The sequence below is a fragment of the Leptospira sp. GIMC2001 genome (assembly GCF_028462125.1).
Taxonomy (GTDB): Bacteria; Spirochaetota; Leptospiria; order Leptospirales; family Leptospiraceae.
The window spans coordinates 334,971-349,291 of record NZ_CP115468.1 but is presented as its reverse complement, the minus strand read 5'-3'; the positions used below and the strand labels follow the sequence as shown (position 1 = coordinate 349,291).

The 14,321-nt window shown below is 36.1% G+C and carries 15 protein-coding genes; 4 read left to right on the top strand and 11 right to left on the bottom strand.

Annotated elements, in window-relative coordinates:
• Positions 1 to 342: 342 nt before the first annotated feature.
• Positions 343 to 1,257 carry a lysophospholipid acyltransferase family protein gene (locus O4O04_RS03150; RefSeq protein ID WP_272534123.1) on the bottom strand — a complete coding sequence of 305 codons (915 nt, stop codon included), beginning with the start codon at positions 1,255 to 1,257 and terminating at the stop codon, positions 343 to 345.
• A gap of 54 nt (positions 1,258 to 1,311) precedes the next feature.
• Between O4O04_RS03150 and O4O04_RS03145 the strand changes: the two genes are divergently transcribed.
• Together O4O04_RS03145 and O4O04_RS03140 are read left to right on the top strand one after the other, a co-directional pair.
• The gene (locus O4O04_RS03145) at positions 1,312 to 2,169 is read left to right on the top strand and encodes an SDR family oxidoreductase (RefSeq protein ID WP_272534122.1); all 858 of its coding nucleotides are present in this window, start codon (positions 1,312 to 1,314) and stop codon (positions 2,167 to 2,169) included.
• Positions 2,170 to 2,225: 56 nt separating this feature from the next.
• Complete coding sequence (locus O4O04_RS03140; protein WP_272534121.1) at positions 2,226 to 2,522, top strand: hypothetical protein; 297 nt, start codon at positions 2,226 to 2,228, stop codon at positions 2,520 to 2,522.
• A gap of 11 nt (positions 2,523 to 2,533) precedes the next feature.
• On the opposite strand, the gene O4O04_RS03135 is transcribed toward O4O04_RS03140, so the two are convergent.
• The 6 genes from O4O04_RS03135 to O4O04_RS03110 all read right to left on the bottom strand — a co-directional run bounded on the left by O4O04_RS03135 (position 2,534) and on the right by O4O04_RS03110 (position 9,609).
• A complete protein-coding gene (locus O4O04_RS03135; protein ID WP_272534119.1) occupies positions 2,534 to 3,001 on the bottom strand; it encodes a crossover junction endodeoxyribonuclease RuvC in 468 nt (155 codons plus the stop codon).
• 78 nt (positions 3,002 to 3,079) lie between these two features.
• A complete protein-coding gene (locus tag O4O04_RS03130) occupies positions 3,080 to 3,823 on the bottom strand; it encodes a YebC/PmpR family DNA-binding transcriptional regulator (RefSeq protein WP_272534118.1) in 744 nt (247 codons plus the stop codon).
• 112 nt (positions 3,824 to 3,935) lie between these two features.
• Positions 3,936 to 4,766: an NTP transferase domain-containing protein gene (locus tag O4O04_RS03125; RefSeq protein WP_272534117.1), complete on the bottom strand. Its 831-nt coding sequence runs from the start codon at positions 4,764 to 4,766 to the stop codon at positions 3,936 to 3,938.
• Positions 4,763 to 5,713 carry an aminoglycoside phosphotransferase family protein gene (locus tag O4O04_RS03120; protein ID WP_272534115.1) on the bottom strand — a complete coding sequence of 317 codons (951 nt, stop codon included), beginning with the start codon at positions 5,711 to 5,713 and terminating at the stop codon, positions 4,763 to 4,765. Before O4O04_RS03120 ends, O4O04_RS03125 begins: the two co-directional genes overlap by 4 nt.
• A gap of 3 nt (positions 5,714 to 5,716) precedes the next feature.
• On the bottom strand, positions 5,717 to 7,255 hold the full coding sequence (locus O4O04_RS03115) for a hybrid sensor histidine kinase/response regulator (protein ID WP_272534114.1): 1,539 nt from the start codon (positions 7,253 to 7,255) through the stop codon (positions 5,717 to 5,719).
• Positions 7,255 to 9,609, bottom strand: coding sequence for a PAS domain S-box protein (locus tag O4O04_RS03110; protein ID WP_272534112.1), 2,355 nt, complete (start codon positions 9,607 to 9,609; stop codon positions 7,255 to 7,257). Before O4O04_RS03110 ends, O4O04_RS03115 begins: the two co-directional genes overlap by 1 nt.
• Positions 9,610 to 9,711: 102 nt before the next feature.
• Here O4O04_RS03110 and O4O04_RS03105 point away from each other — a divergent pair, with 102 nt between their 5' ends.
• Entirely contained in the window at positions 9,712 to 10,545 is an 834-nt protein-coding gene (locus tag O4O04_RS03105) for an alpha/beta fold hydrolase (protein WP_272534111.1), read from the top strand.
• Between the two features lie 125 nt (positions 10,546 to 10,670).
• Here the strand turns inward: O4O04_RS03105 and O4O04_RS03100 are convergent, their stop codons facing one another.
• The gene (locus O4O04_RS03100; RefSeq protein WP_272534110.1) at positions 10,671 to 10,904 is read right to left on the bottom strand and encodes a ferredoxin; all 234 of its coding nucleotides are present in this window, start codon (positions 10,902 to 10,904) and stop codon (positions 10,671 to 10,673) included.
• Between the two features lie 100 nt (positions 10,905 to 11,004).
• Between O4O04_RS03100 and O4O04_RS03095 the strand changes: the two genes are divergently transcribed.
• Positions 11,005 to 12,030 carry a response regulator gene (locus O4O04_RS03095; protein WP_272534109.1) on the top strand — a complete coding sequence of 342 codons (1,026 nt, stop codon included), beginning with the start codon at positions 11,005 to 11,007 and terminating at the stop codon, positions 12,028 to 12,030.
• On the opposite strand, the gene O4O04_RS03090 is transcribed toward O4O04_RS03095, so the two are convergent.
• Genes O4O04_RS03090 through O4O04_RS03080 form a run of 3 tightly spaced genes read right to left on the bottom strand, consistent with a single transcriptional unit; the run spans position 12,009 to position 14,290 of the window.
• Positions 12,009 to 12,773, bottom strand: coding sequence for a TlyA family RNA methyltransferase (locus O4O04_RS03090; protein ID WP_272534108.1), 765 nt, complete (start codon positions 12,771 to 12,773; stop codon positions 12,009 to 12,011). The genes O4O04_RS03095 and O4O04_RS03090 overlap by 22 nt on opposite strands.
• On the bottom strand, positions 12,754 to 13,830 hold the full coding sequence (locus O4O04_RS03085) for a polyprenyl synthetase family protein (protein WP_272534107.1): 1,077 nt from the start codon (positions 13,828 to 13,830) through the stop codon (positions 12,754 to 12,756). Before O4O04_RS03085 ends, O4O04_RS03090 begins: the two co-directional genes overlap by 20 nt.
• Positions 13,831 to 13,876: 46 nt before the next feature.
• Positions 13,877 to 14,290, bottom strand: a complete 414-nt coding sequence (locus O4O04_RS03080; protein ID WP_272534106.1) for a nucleoside-diphosphate kinase — start codon at positions 14,288 to 14,290, stop codon at positions 13,877 to 13,879.
• Positions 14,291 to 14,321: the final 31 nt, after the last annotated feature.

The window sequence follows — 14,321 nt, the reverse complement described above, 5'->3', positions numbered from 1 at the left end:
GGGCGCGTTAAAGTTCTTTCACTTGGACCGATCTATAAGACAATTCTTGGAATAATTAATATTGATTCTCTGTTAGGATTCTCCAATCCATTAATAATATAATCAAAAACAGACTAGGACTTTGATAATTAGCAGACACACTTGTCAGTGGAACCAGCCATTTTAAGCATTTTGATTAGTTAAGAGACATATGCTTAAGATACAAATTGTTTTATGAGATTGGTGACGAAGAAGTTCTACGAGATTTGAATAGAGCAATAAAACTTTTGCGGTTTTACTTGCGTCCGCGAGAATTTCTTTTCGATTCTGAATCAGAACTACTATATACAAACTTTAGCTATTTCAAACCTGACCTTCAAAATCTCCAGGTTTAGTTTTCCATCTACGATGAACCCAGAAATATTGTTCAGGAGTTTTACGTACTTCCTCTTCAAGTGCTTGCGTCCACATCTGTGTATAGTATCTAACTACATCGTCTCGATCTGGAAATTTATCTTTATCTACAACACCGAGATCTCTAATATGTACGTGAACTTTCTTATCTTTGTCCCCACGCAGGAAACTAATGAGAATCATCTTTGCTCCCGTTAGATATGCCATAAGAGCTGGGCCTTGGAATGTTGAAGCAGGACGATTCATAAATTGCACAAAAATTCCCGACTTACCCGCATTTTGGTCCGCACCAAAACCAACCCATCTTCCTTTCTTGAGACCTTTGACTGTTGGACCGGCCGACTCAATTGTTGGAACCAATTGAATTCCGGAGTTCTCTCTTAGTCTCCGATACCATCGATCAGCCCAAGGATTTCGCATTTTCTTATAAATCCCTAATCCTTTGTGTTGCAATCCCAACCAATGAACAAGAACCTCCCAAGTTCCAAAATGTCCAGAAATCATCACAACACCTAATCCTTCTTTGGTGATTTTTTCATCCAACTCTTCTGCACCATTTTCATAGACAAAATATTTTTTGAGCCATCTGTCATCGATCCTTGGAGCGTAAAGTGAATCGGCAATCATTTCACCAAGATAGATCAAATGCTTCTTCAATATATCTTGTCGTTCGTGTTCTGTTAGGTTGGGAAAAGCAAATTCAATGTTTTCTCGTGCAATTTTTATCTTACTTTTGGCTAAAGGAGCAAGAATTCGAACGACCATTCTACCGAGAGCAAGGCAAGCCTCATATGGTAGGAATTGAAAGGGAAGGAAAATAAATCTTATAAAGAGATAGCCAATTATATGTTCAATCTTTTTCATCTATGATTCTAAATTCCTACAGAAACCTTGAATTGAAAAGTCTAATTGCATAGAATGAACAAAATTATGAATGGCAAAAATGTAGTAATCACTGGCGCATCCGATGGAATTGGGAAAAAAACCGCAGAAAAACTTGCAATAGCTGGAGCGAATTTATATCTCGTTGGCAGAAATCGTAGCAAGACAGAAGCAGTTGCAGATAGATTACGAAAATTGAACGTAGATTCGAATATCGAAGTTTTCATTGCGGATCTTTCTTTACCTTCGCAGGTTAAGAAAGTTGCATCAGAAATCAAAAGCAAACTGAAAAGATTAGATGTTCTTTTAAACAATGCTGGAGCCCTCTTCTCCAAGAAAACAATTACAGCGGAAGGACATGAATCAACTTTTGCGTTGAACCATCTGAACTATTTTCTCTTGACTCATGAACTGCTTGATCTATTGAAAGCTTCAGGGAATTCCCGAATTGTAAACACAGCAAGCCAAGCTCATGTTGGCGCAGTTCTAGATTTCGATAACCTACAAGGTGAGAAAAGTTATAGTGGCTGGAAAGCGTACCAAATGTCCAAGCTTGAGAATATAATGTTTACATATGAACTGGCTGATCGACTCAAAGATACCAAAGTTACTGTGAATGCATTGCATCCAGGTTTTGTTCATTCACAATTCGGCAATAATAATTCTGGTTTTCTAAAGAACGCACTTGGAGTTGTAAAAACATTTTTTGCAATGAATGAAGATCGTGGCTCGATGACTAGTTTTTATCTATGTTCTTCACCTGATGTTGAAACCGTAACTGGTAAATATTTTGATAAATGCAAAATCAAGAATAGTACTTCTGAGTCCAAAAATATTGAGAAAAGAAAAAGGTTATGGTCGACAACCGAGGAGATTCTTAGACCGTATCTTTAGAACTGATGGAATATGAAACTAAATTACTAATTTTGATTTATGGAATTACGGGCAGCATGTCCTTTCTCCTTGGATTTTCATTGTCTCTAATGGCTAAAGGTAGATATATGATGATCGCACTTATATCCGGATTGGTATTTGGTGGTATAGCTTATCTAGTGACATCTAATTGGCCATTGGCTTATATGCTCGGTGGTCTGATGGATTTCTTTATTGGAAGTGGTTTGGGAATCTATCATTTCTTAACACATTACCAAATCGCTACTTCTATGCCGGATGATGAGAGTAGAATCATAAGAATGTCAAAAGTTGAGATTTCATCAAAAGTCCACCAAGCAAGTGGTAGTTGGTAAATTATTAAATTCTACAATGCCAAACCAACAAAGGCACAAGCAATAGCATCCCAAGAATCATCATGACCTTCGGGTGTCATTCCAAGAATCAATTGTATAGATCTTCTGATAGCTTTCTTATCTGCTGATCCAGAAGCAGATATTCCTTTCTTAATCTGATTAGCAGTCAATTCGTAAATTGGAATTTGGTGCATTCCAAGAATTAGTAGAATCACTCCCCTGGCTTCGTAAACTTGTTGTGCAGTCTTTTTATTCTTAGAAAAGAAAAGATTTTCTACACATGCACGATCAGGTTTGATTTTCTCGATTAGAGAATTGAGTTCTGCTTGAATCAAGATCAAATTTGCAGGAGAAAGTGTTTTTGGCGGGATCTCAATAGTTCCGTATTCTAATACAACTGGACGCACTCTCGATTGACTACGCTCCATAAAAGCATATCCGATTCTATGCGATCCCGGATCAATACCAAGCGTTATCACAAAACGAATCTTAGCAAAGAATTATTTATATAACAATAGCTAGATGATTCCCTTTCATAACCTAAAGAGTAGAAAATATCAATCAATTTCTAATCCATCAGCTAGTTCAAAATTCGAACTGACACTTTGAACATCATCATTGCCTTCTAAGTTATCAATCAATTTCATAACCTTTTCTGCAAGTTCCTTCTCAGAAATTTCCACTGTTGTCATTGGTATGAATTTAACTTCTGATTCTTCTGTACTTAAATTCTTGCTATTCAGTGCGTTCTGTACGTTCTCATAAGCATCAGGTGCGCAGTTGATTGTATAAATCCCATCTTCATTGGACAAATCGTCCGCACCAGCAGTTACAGCTAGATCGAATAATTCTTCTTCTGAAATAAGATCATTCTTGAGTGTGATTACACCTTTGCGCTCGAACAATCTACTTACAGATCCTGGGTTACCAAGTGAACCACCAGATTTGGTTAGAATGCTTTTTATTTCGGGAGTCGTTCTAGATTTCTTATCGGTTAGTGCTTCGACGAGAATGCCCACTCCACCTGGTGCATAACACTCATAGAGAAATTCTTCATACACTTGCCCTTCTAGACCGCCTGTACCTTTTTTGACAGCGCGCTCGATATTATCTTTGGGCATATTTGAGCCTTTCGCTTTGAGGATAGCAAGCCTCAACCTAGGATTGCCTTCAGGATCACCACCGCCTTCTTTTGCTGCTACAGAAATTTCTTTCGCTAATTTGGTGAAAATAGCTCCGCGTTTTGCATCGAGAGCTCCTTTTTTTCTTCTAATTGTTGCCCATTTAGAATGTCCAGACATGAAAATCCTCTTTATATAAATGCTTCTCTAAATATAAAAATTATTTAGGATCCTTTCCAATTTGATTTTTAGCAATCCAATGTCAATTGCATTATAATCGAGAGATGATAAATCAAATATTGTTTAATGAAAACATACTTCTTATCGAGTCACGAATTTCATTTTCTTTTCCATCAAATATAGAATTACCAAATTGCACAGATTCATAAAATTCTTTCTCACCTATATCAATTGCATCGCCCTCAAATATTTCTCCAGTCAGTTGATCTTGCTCTGCTAATTTTTTCCAAATGCTACCCAATTCAAAATTCTCGCCCGCTTTGAAATCGATTCCTCGAAAGGCTGCGATCTGAAATATGGATAGCCCAATATAATAACAAGGAACTGATTCAGGAGTCGGATGAAATTTGACCTTGCCGTCTTTCAAAAACAAACCTGTGTAAGTTGCATCTTCCGGTAATTCTTTTAAATATAAATGGGATAATGGCAATGTGGAACCTTTAGTTGATGAAGTTATAACAGTTTTCTCCATAATGAGATCAGGATAAAATTTTCCTGATGCGTTCATTTTGTTCCGAGGAATAAGAATTGTATCCGGATTCATGACAAGAAAATAATCTGACTTTCGATTGGATCTTGATTCTGAGAATAAATCTTTCCAATACCTTCTGATTCCAGTAAATATTCCTCCTCCCGTTCCTAAGATTTCTGGTTCGTAGGAAATAAATAAAGGAAAGGCATGAAAAGATCTAAGATGATTTTCAATCTGGTAAGCTAGATAATGAGTATTGACAATTGCTTGATCTGCCCCCCAATCTCGAGCAAGCATCAATGCATAATCAATCAAGCGGATTCCATCAATTTCGAGCATTGGTTTGGGTATTTTCAATGTGTATTCACCCATTCGCTTACCGAAACCTGCAGCTAGAATAAAGACTCTCAAGTCGCCTTATCCATATTCAATTCAATCAATTCTAATTCTGTCTGCAATTCATGTAGAAATATAAAAACTGAGTCAGGTAACAAACCTATTTGGCATAATTCTTCCAAATTTTTGAGACAAGAAAATAAACTTGGAATAAATTTGGCGTTATTTCTATCTCCAACTTGAATTAGGTAGGTTCCCAATGCTTTAAAAGATCTTTGTAAACCTTGTAAATAATAAGTTTCGTAAAATTTATAATCTTTGAATTTTGTTCTTTCGCGATAGTATTCTAAATATTCTCTTCGAATATCCAAGTCTAGCGGTCGATATGCGTCATATAATAAACTAACTAGATCATATTGGGGTGTACCCATTCTAGCATCCTGAAAATCGATCAATCCAATTCCATTTTCGCGCGTTATGATTAGATTGCGGCAATGAAAATCACGATGAGTAAATACTAATCTGGGGTATTTTGCAAGAAACGCGCAGCATTCTTCGAAAAATATCTTCAATTCTTCGGATATAGTTGTATTCAAATTGAACTTTGTCTTCCATCGAGAGAAAGCATCAATCGTTATTAATATTTCTGAGTGTAATTTATCATAATCAAACTTTCTTGCTCGAACAATGCCTGGAGGATCTAGCTCTTGTAATTTCAAAATGACATCAATGATATCCTTAAGCTTATTGGAATATTCGAAGATAGGTAAAGTCGACATGTCATCAGGTCCAAGAAAACTCTGATAGATTGTATTTTGTACATTATTGGTTCCATAAATCTTTGGAACAAGAAAATTAGAATCTGATAGATACCGAGCCAATTCTATAAAGTCTTGGTTTATAGAAATATCTCTGCATACAACGATTGACTCCTTATCAGGATGACTCGCCAAGAAATATTTTCTAGTGGAGGCTTCTTCCTGCAAGGGAGTCAGTTCATAATCTTCTTCATTAATGATCATTAGTTAAGCTTTGGGGACGGGAATATTTTTTGGAGGTTTAGGTGCTTGGAATCTTAAAGTAAATATGGTTCCTTGATTGATATGAGAATCCACATCAATTTTTATATCATATAAATCAGAAATTTCTTTTACAACAAACATTCCTAGACCGGTTCCTTTTCCAAGCTCTTTGGTTGTAAAATACGGTTCATAGAGTTTAGATTTAACTTCTTCCGTCATACCAACGCCATTGTCTTTGATTCTCAGAATAGGTTTGCCTTCCTCTATGGATGTTGAAATAATAATATTGCCATTATTGTATGTCGCATCCGCAGAATTCAATATTAAATTAGAAATTATCAATCCCAATTGATCACTGTTGCCAATTACATTAAGTTGAGAATTTGTTTTATTTACAATTAGATTGCAATGCTTAAGCCTCATACTTTTCTCAAAAAAATCAAGAACAGAATCCACACAATTATTCAGATCAGAAATTTCTTTTTTATTCGCGGACCATCCTAATTTTTCTTGTCTACCTAAAGTCAAAAGATTGGCGGTTAGATTTCTTAGTTTTTGTCCTTGAGTCATCGTAATTTGTATCGCTCGGTCTTTTATCACGGAAGTAGCATTGGGTTCAATTGCCAATTCGACAAATCCCATAATTGATGTTAAAGCATTATTGATCTCGTGACCAATGCTTGCTGCAATTGTGTTTAGAAACGCCCTTCGCTCAGATTCAATTAGATTGTTGATCATATTTCTTTTTTCTGTGTTGTCACGCAGAATTGCGCTAAAAAACCTCTCACCTGACAACTCGTAACGACATATTGAGATGTCGCAAAAAATGATTTTCCCGGCTCTACTTTTAAATTCTACATCTAACAATCTTTTTTGTACCAATCGAATAGAACTTTTTATAAAGCGATTAACCAATCGATTGTATCTTATTTTTTTTCGCTCTGGATATAAAAATTCTGGGGTTGAACCAATTACTTCTGACTCTTTATAACCAAACAAATGAAGAGTGGCTGCATTTATAGAATGAATAAGACCACGACTATCAATTGTTATTATACAATCAGATGTTGATTCTAAAATAATTGAGTTCTGTAAATTCAAATCTCGATTCTTCAGAAGAAGATTGAATTCTTTTTTCTTGGAATCTAATAGCTCTAATTCTTTGGCATCTATTTTCTTTTTGTTCAATATTGCATTAGATACAACTTCTAATATTCGAGCTCTTTGAACGGGTTTCGGGATATAATCAAAAGCTTTGTATCGAACAGCATCTCCGGCTGATGTGATGTCAGGATTTCCAGTAATTAGAATGATAGGAATATTTAACTTTCTTTCGCTTGCCCATTGAATGACTCCAATTCCGCTCAAGCCTTTCATTAGAATATCAGATATTACAACATCGACATTCTTCTTCTCTAAAATCTCTATGCCTTCTTCTGCTGTCTCTGCAAGAATTGTAACATATCCTTCTCGGGACAAAACACGATTGAGTGCACTTCGTATTGATTCTTCATCATCAATGATTAGAACAGTCGACTCCATCAATTCTCCTGAGGATAAAAAGCTGGTAAAAGGATTGAAATTTTGCTACCATCACCTCCGTGATTGATAAACTCAATCTCGCCTTCATGATCGGTGATGATCTTTTTTGAAATGGAAAGTCCCAAGCCGGTACCTTGTTTATTACGTCGTGTTGTAAACAGAGGAAGAAATGCCTTATCTTGAATTTCTTTTGGCATTCCCGAACCGTTGTCCTCAATTGTATATTCTACCCAATCTTTGTCGACAAATCTTTCACTACTCAATGAAACTTTAATAGTCGGATTAACAGGTGGATGCTCCATTTCGCTTATTGAATTGATTGAATTCATAATACAATTTATTATAACCTGTTCGATCTCTTGCCACCTTACGATAATAAATGGCAGATCAGCATCAATTCGTTTTTCCAGCTTTATGCCTTTTTTTCGTAAATTTGCATCCATTAGATCTAATGCACGAAACATTATCCATTCAGGTGAAGATTTCACCTTCTCGGTAGACTGAGTACGACCTAGGTCCAATAAATTCTCAACCAATGCTTTGATTCTAAGAATGGCTGATTCAATAGTTTCCAGAATTTTTTTCCGTTCGTTAGGATCCTCCTCTTCAGATTGCAGTAGATCCTCAAGATATAGTAAAGCCGATTGCAAAGGATTGTTGATCTCATGAGCGATTCCTGCCGACAACTCTCCGATACTAGCAAATTTGGCTGATTCTATCAACATATGATTGAGATTTTTCGTTTGCGTAATATCTGTAAAAACCAACATCACAGCCTGATCCACCTGAGAATATTTCTTAACTGGAAGAAATCTTACTGAAAAGAATTTCTCCATTCCTAAAAAGTTATATGAAAATTCTGCGATCTCCACTTTCCAATTCTCTATGCAACGATGAATGAGCAATTGTAGATTTGCAGCTTGACTGTGATCTAAGAACTCAAAGATTTTTTCTTGCTTCTCAATATTCAAAAATTGGAATAGATGAAATTTGAGAACTGGAGCGACATCAAGTATTCCACCATTTTGATCTACGATTACTACTCCATTGTTTAATCCAGAGAATATATTTCTTAGTTTGCTCTCAGATTCCCGTATAATTTGTTCTTGATTCTTCTGTTCAGTAAGGTCAAAAATCACGATCATTACTCCGTGAAAATCTCCAGATAAACCTCGAATAGGTGAGGAATGCAATAAGGCAGGAAATAATGGTATTCTATCATTCTGAATTATAAGTTCACGACGAGTACTTCTCGACTGAATAAAATCAAGAGTAGAATTCGTAAGACCGAGAAAATCTCGAACGGTTCGTCCTTCCATTTCATTAAAACTGTATTTTAGAATATTCTCTGCAGTACTATTAGAATATTGAACCATTCCTTCCCTATTGATTGATAAGATCGGAACTTCAATAGTATCCAACAGAATACCTTGATATTCAATTTTCTTAATTGCTTGAGTTTTAATTTCTTCAGTTTTTTTGGAATAAAAAGTAAAACCAATATCAGCTCCAAATTCTTGGAAGACACGAATATCATCTTCTGTAATTGGGAACTGGCTAAAATGCATTAATTCAATTGCGCCATAGATCTTGTCATCCCAAGAAATTTGAAGGCACAGCGAATATATATTTTGATGAGGTAAAAATATTTTATACCATTCACTATACCTATCTCGATTATCTTTCTCGAAGAATTGAATCAGATTCTGTGCATCATTGATCACTTCCAGGATTGGAATTGGTTCTGTACTAGACTCAAGAATTTTTTGAATTTTGGAAATATACTCTCCATTGGAATTCTTTCGATCAGAAAAGCTAGGTAGCTTCCTCCCTTCTTCTAATCTTATTCCCCATACCAAATCAAAACCACGAGCCTTTTGCAATGATTCACAGACTGATTGAAAAATATCTTCGTAGCTGTTCGATGTAAACAGTAAGGTTTTTATTTCGCGAATCGCTCGATATAGATTTTGTGAAAAATCTATTTTTTGTGAGATGGAAGCAAGTTCAGAAATATCTTGAATATAAAAAATTAAATATGCATTATTATCTTCATTGAAATTTAGAATTTGGAATGTAAATTCAATCTCTATAACATTTCCTAGCTTAGTTGATAGTTGCCAAAGGATTTTTTTTGGATTATTCTTACTTGTTAAAATATCAATAATTTTGAATATTTTTTTATCTTCTGGAAACAGAAAATCCAATTCTTTGCCAATGACTTCTGAACGGGAGTAACCAAGAATACTTTCCAATTTTGGATTGATTGAAAGTATGGTATAGGTAGCAGAGTCAAGGATGATCACACCTTCATGAAGGGGATAAAACGCCTTATCCAGTGAGATTAGATCCATTCCCTTCATTTTGATTCATTATAGATAATCACAGAGAGGCTTGCAATGAAATTCTTATTCCATTTTTTATTTTACCTCTATTCGAGAAGTCGAATTTCCTATATGAAGAAAGTTCTAGGATTTCATGAGAAATTTATTGACTTAGGCGGACATTCTGTCTTCTTTTTGGAACGGGATGGAAATCCAACACTTCCCACACTTGTGCTAGTCCATGGTTTCCTGGATCTGAGTTATGGTTACCGCAAGCTTCTAGATCATTTACCATATGAAGGAAGAATTCTAATACCCGATCATCCTGGTTATGGTTTCAGTCGTTTGCCAAAAGTTTCATATCTATATCAGATTGATGTCATAGCGAACATATTGTATAGGTCGCTAGAGAAAACTTTTACAACAGAGATGATATTATGTGGTCATAGCATGGGTGGGTTGATCTCTCAAAAAATGGTTTTATTGGATCAAAAATTAAATAAAAATAATGGAATATTTAAGAAATTAATTCTACTCGCAACTGGCGGAGTTCCCCATCCCAATCGGGATGAGATGAAAGAAATTTTATTTCCAAAAAACGATTCCGATATTCGCCATCTATTAACTCATTTGTATCATGCAGAATTTCCCCAACCCTCTTGGCTTTCTCGCAAGATACTTTTGGCAACTTGGAACGGAATAGAAAATCAATTTTTGGCGGAGAATACTATTCGAAGAGAAAAGGAAATTTTCTTTGGAGACAGAGCAAAAGAAATCAAACTTCCTACTTTGATTATCTCTGGCGATGAAGATGAACTAACAACACCGGGTATGATGAAGAATTATTCCAAGTGGATTCGAAAATCTCAATTGTTCATTTTGCCTCGCACGAAACATGCATTGCATTATGAGAGGTCAGTTCATGTCGCAGAAATTATGGATAAATTTATAAAATCTAGAAAATAAATTTTATTTGGCCAACTCAAACTTTCTATCGAATGATCTATAATTCTCTGGAGCTTTCTGCTATTTTCATATACCAAATGGTATAAAAATACTCATTACAAAATTTAGAAAGATTCCGAATAACTTCAAGTTCCATCATTGCCAATTGCTTCAACTGGACAGACAGACATTGCGTTCTTCATTGCTTTGATTTCATCGGGGGATTCAGGCTGTTTGAATACATATACATGACTCTCATCACTATTGTATTTCAAATTATTGGGTGCTTCGTGGATACAATCATTACAAGGAACACAATTTGTATCAACATAGTACGCTCCAGGAACGTTTTCTGGTTGCTTGCTATTGATTTCAGCCATCTGTTACAAATAAAAGACAATTTGTACTTACTTCAACATAAAAAAAAATAGTTTTCTAAAAAAACTTTAAGCTAACCACGCCGATCTATCATTGGCAAATATGGGGAAAATTAATATCCTCGTCGTTGAAGATGAACCAGTGATCGGGATGAATATATCCCATAAGTTGCAACGTTTAGGTTACAACGTTATTATGGTAGTGACTTCGGGCGATGAGGCCTACCAAGTATCTTCCGAAAAGGCACCTGACTTAGTTGTCATGGATATTCATTTGGAAGGGAATTTGGATGGGGTTGATACTGCACAGACTCTATGGAAATTATTTGGAACACCAATCGTTTTCGTTACTGGTAATATTGATGCAGAAACTAAACTGCGAGCTGAGGAAGAATGGTGTTATGGATATGTCGCCAAACCTTTCAAAGCAACTGAATTGGAGACTGCCGTTTCTCTTGCCCTCAATCGAATATTCTTAGATCGATTCAACAAGGATAATCATTCCATAATAGATTCCATTTCCTATCATCCGATTGCCGAAGTGATGGATTCGAATCCAGAACCATTTTCCTTGATTCGCAACAGAGATGAATTTCTACAAGATAATGAACGCTTTTCTCCAATACGATTATTCCAATCATTGTCATACAACAATAATAATATTGAATATATTGATATGCGTGTATTCATATCCAGGATTACATATCTCTGCCTAGATCGACATTTTACCGCCAAAGACACTCTTCCAGATATTGAAATTGAAGCGGAATCCATTCAGCTAAGTCAAGAAATTGCTCTTAAGATTGCAATTCTTGTCAGCGAATCTGTCAATAATTCATTATTGTATGGTTTTCCTGGAGACAAATCCGGTGCAAAAGTTCATGTCAAATTTGGCTGGAATAGAAATAAAGATCAGTTGATATTAAAAGTAAAAGACAATGGCGTTGGCTTACAAGCAACCCAACTTACAAATCCTTTCGAAGATGGAATAGATTCGATTCCTAAGGGACTCGGTTTGGTTATAGCGAAAAGCATCACCAAGCTTCTGGACGGAGAATTTTTGTTGAGCGGAGACAATGGAACCTGTGTTGAATTCAAAATTCCCTATCAATCGACCCATTTCAAATAGATAAAGAATTCTCGATTGCCATCCATACCTTCTAATTTCGAATCGGAAGCTCCTATAAACTTAGCACCCGTTTCCTTTATAGCATACCGAATGATTGATTTCAAAACACTGATCGCGATTCGACGATCTTTTAAAATTCCTTTCTCTAAAGTTTCACTATCTACTTCAAATTGAGGCTTCACCAAAAGCAATGCTTCTATTTCATAGTCCTTCGCTTGTGAATGAAGACTACTAAGCAAAGTAAAAACTGATTTTATGGATATGAAACTAAGATCCGCAGTGATAAACAAGTCTGTCGGTGGTTCATTGATATGATTCCAAGTGAGATTCTTGAAATGGAAACGATCCAATACAATAACTCTCTGGTCTTTACGAATCTTCTCGATCAGCTGACCATAACCTACATCAACACTCAGTATTTTTTTAGCAGATTTTTCCAATAAAACCTGAGTAAATCCTCCAGTAGATGCACCTAAATCAACACAGACTTTATCTCGAGGAGTAGCTTTCGGAAAACTCTCAAAAGCACCTAACAGTTTGTAGGCACCACGCGAGACATACTCCTTAACTTTAGAGCGAATCCGGATAGAAACCTCTCTCGGATACGAGACTCCAACTTTAGTTTCAACACGATCATTTACAAGTACTGAACCTGCAAGAATCATGGATCTCGCTATTTCAATACGATCTGCGAGATTCTTCTCCAAGAGAAGTTCATCTAATCTAATTTTTTCTGAGGCCAATGTATATAGGTAGATTCTTAAAAAAGATTTCCTCTTGAGATTCCAATTCCTGAGCTAAAATAACCAAATCATCGATTAGATTTTTAACTTTCGATTTCGCTTCTTCGAGTCCGTAGTGAGAAACATATGTGAGCTTGCCACCTTTTGCATCTTTACCAGGAGTCTTGCCCAATTCTTCTTTGGTTCCTTCGTGATCTAGAATATCGTCAGTCATTTGGAAGAGTAGTCCCAGCTTCTCACCGTAAGTATAAACTAAATTTTCTCGAGATTTATAGTCTTCTCTTAGGCGATTACCGAGTAACAAAGAAGCGATGATAAGGGCTCCCGTTTTCCTTTTGTGAATCCGTTCCAAGACATCGATGGAATTCAGTTTAGGATCGGTAGAAAATTTACCTTCCATTTCCAGATCTTCCGATTGTCCAGAAACCATTCCATCCATTCCTGCACCAGCATGTAGTATTTCCAATAGATCAGCGTGCAGAGTGTCCGCATCAGATATAACTGAATTCCCTTCTTCTGATTTCAATTTCACTTTAGAGATTAAGTAGAATCCCAATGAATTCAATGCATCTCCGGCAAGAATTGCGGTACTCTCTGAAAACTTCACATGACAAGTTGGTAGACCCCGTCTTAGATCATCATCATCCATAGCGGGCAAATCATCATGAATCAATGAATAGGTATGTATGAGTTCGCAGGCAGATGCAAGATAGAGAACATTTTGTTCTTGTATCGACAATTCAGTATTATTGGAATCTAATATGGAATCCTTACTGGAAATTTTATTTGAATCTGGATTTGAAGTTGAATCTAAAGTAGAATGGAATTGTGATTTCGATTTCTGATCTAAGCTTTGATTGGAAGCTAGATAAGATGAGATCGTTAGAATGGGACGAATTTTTTTGCCACCCGCGTCCAAACTATAGATCATGGCTTGGGCAAGTCTCTCGTGAGATTTGGTTCTTATTAATGGATGGATGCTGCTTGCGAAGAAGTCTTCGAAAGCCGACCTTCTAGTTGTTACCAATCGGGAAAAATCTTTCGAAAGACTTTGCATTATGAAGGAATCGTTCCTTTCCTTAAATAAGGAAAGGAGAATTTACTTAAACGAGTTCGTATCCTTTGAAAAAGAAACTAATTTCGAATTCTGCGTTCTCATCAGAATCAGAACCGTGTACTGCATTTGCTTCTTTGCTCTCCGCATATAGCTTGCGAATTGTACCATCTTTTGCTTCTTTTGGATCGGTTGCTCCAATCACCTCTCTCCAGTGGAGAACGGCATTGTCTCTTTCTAGAACTGCGGCAACGATAGGACCAGAAGCCATAAAACTGCAGAGGTCGTTGTAGAATGGACGTTCAGAGTGAACTTTGTAAAATTGTTTAGCATCGCTCAACGACAATTGAATAAGTTTTAAACCTCTAGTTTTGAATCCTTCTTTTTGTATATGTGCTAGAATGTTGCCTACGTGGCCGTTCTTCACAGCATCAGGCTTGATCATAATAAATGTTCTTTGCATGTTAAATCCTGTTCTTTTCTACCATCAGTTT

What these genes read in the sequence shown, in the direction of transcription:
- O4O04_RS03150 (WP_272534123.1), bottom strand. Translation starts at nt 1,257, where the DNA reads ATGAAAAAGATTGAACATATAATTGGCTATCTCTTTATAAGATTTATT.
- O4O04_RS03105 (WP_272534111.1), top strand. Translation starts at nt 9,712, where the DNA reads ATGAAGAAAGTTCTAGGATTTCATGAGAAATTTATTGACTTAGGCGGA.
- O4O04_RS03085 (WP_272534107.1), bottom strand. Translation starts at nt 13,830, where the DNA reads ATGCAAAGTCTTTCGAAAGATTTTTCCCGATTGGTAACAACTAGAAGG.
- O4O04_RS03080 (WP_272534106.1), bottom strand. Translation starts at nt 14,290, where the DNA reads ATGCAAAGAACATTTATTATGATCAAGCCTGATGCTGTGAAGAACGGC.
- O4O04_RS03115 (WP_272534114.1), bottom strand. Translation starts at nt 7,255, where the DNA reads ATGGAGTCGACTGTTCTAATCATTGATGATGAAGAATCAATACGAAGT.
- O4O04_RS03110 (WP_272534112.1), bottom strand. Translation starts at nt 9,609, where the DNA reads ATGGATCTAATCTCACTGGATAAGGCGTTTTATCCCCTTCATGAAGGT.
- O4O04_RS03140 (WP_272534121.1), top strand. Translation starts at nt 2,226, where the DNA reads ATGTCCTTTCTCCTTGGATTTTCATTGTCTCTAATGGCTAAAGGTAGA.
- O4O04_RS03095 (WP_272534109.1), top strand. Translation starts at nt 11,005, where the DNA reads ATGGGGAAAATTAATATCCTCGTCGTTGAAGATGAACCAGTGATCGGG.
- O4O04_RS03120 (WP_272534115.1), bottom strand. Translation starts at nt 5,713, where the DNA reads ATGATCATTAATGAAGAAGATTATGAACTGACTCCCTTGCAGGAAGAA.
- O4O04_RS03100 (WP_272534110.1), bottom strand. Translation starts at nt 10,904, where the DNA reads ATGGCTGAAATCAATAGCAAGCAACCAGAAAACGTTCCTGGAGCGTAC.
- O4O04_RS03145 (WP_272534122.1), top strand. Translation starts at nt 1,312, where the DNA reads ATGAACAAAATTATGAATGGCAAAAATGTAGTAATCACTGGCGCATCC.
- O4O04_RS03130 (WP_272534118.1), bottom strand. Translation starts at nt 3,823, where the DNA reads ATGTCTGGACATTCTAAATGGGCAACAATTAGAAGAAAAAAAGGAGCT.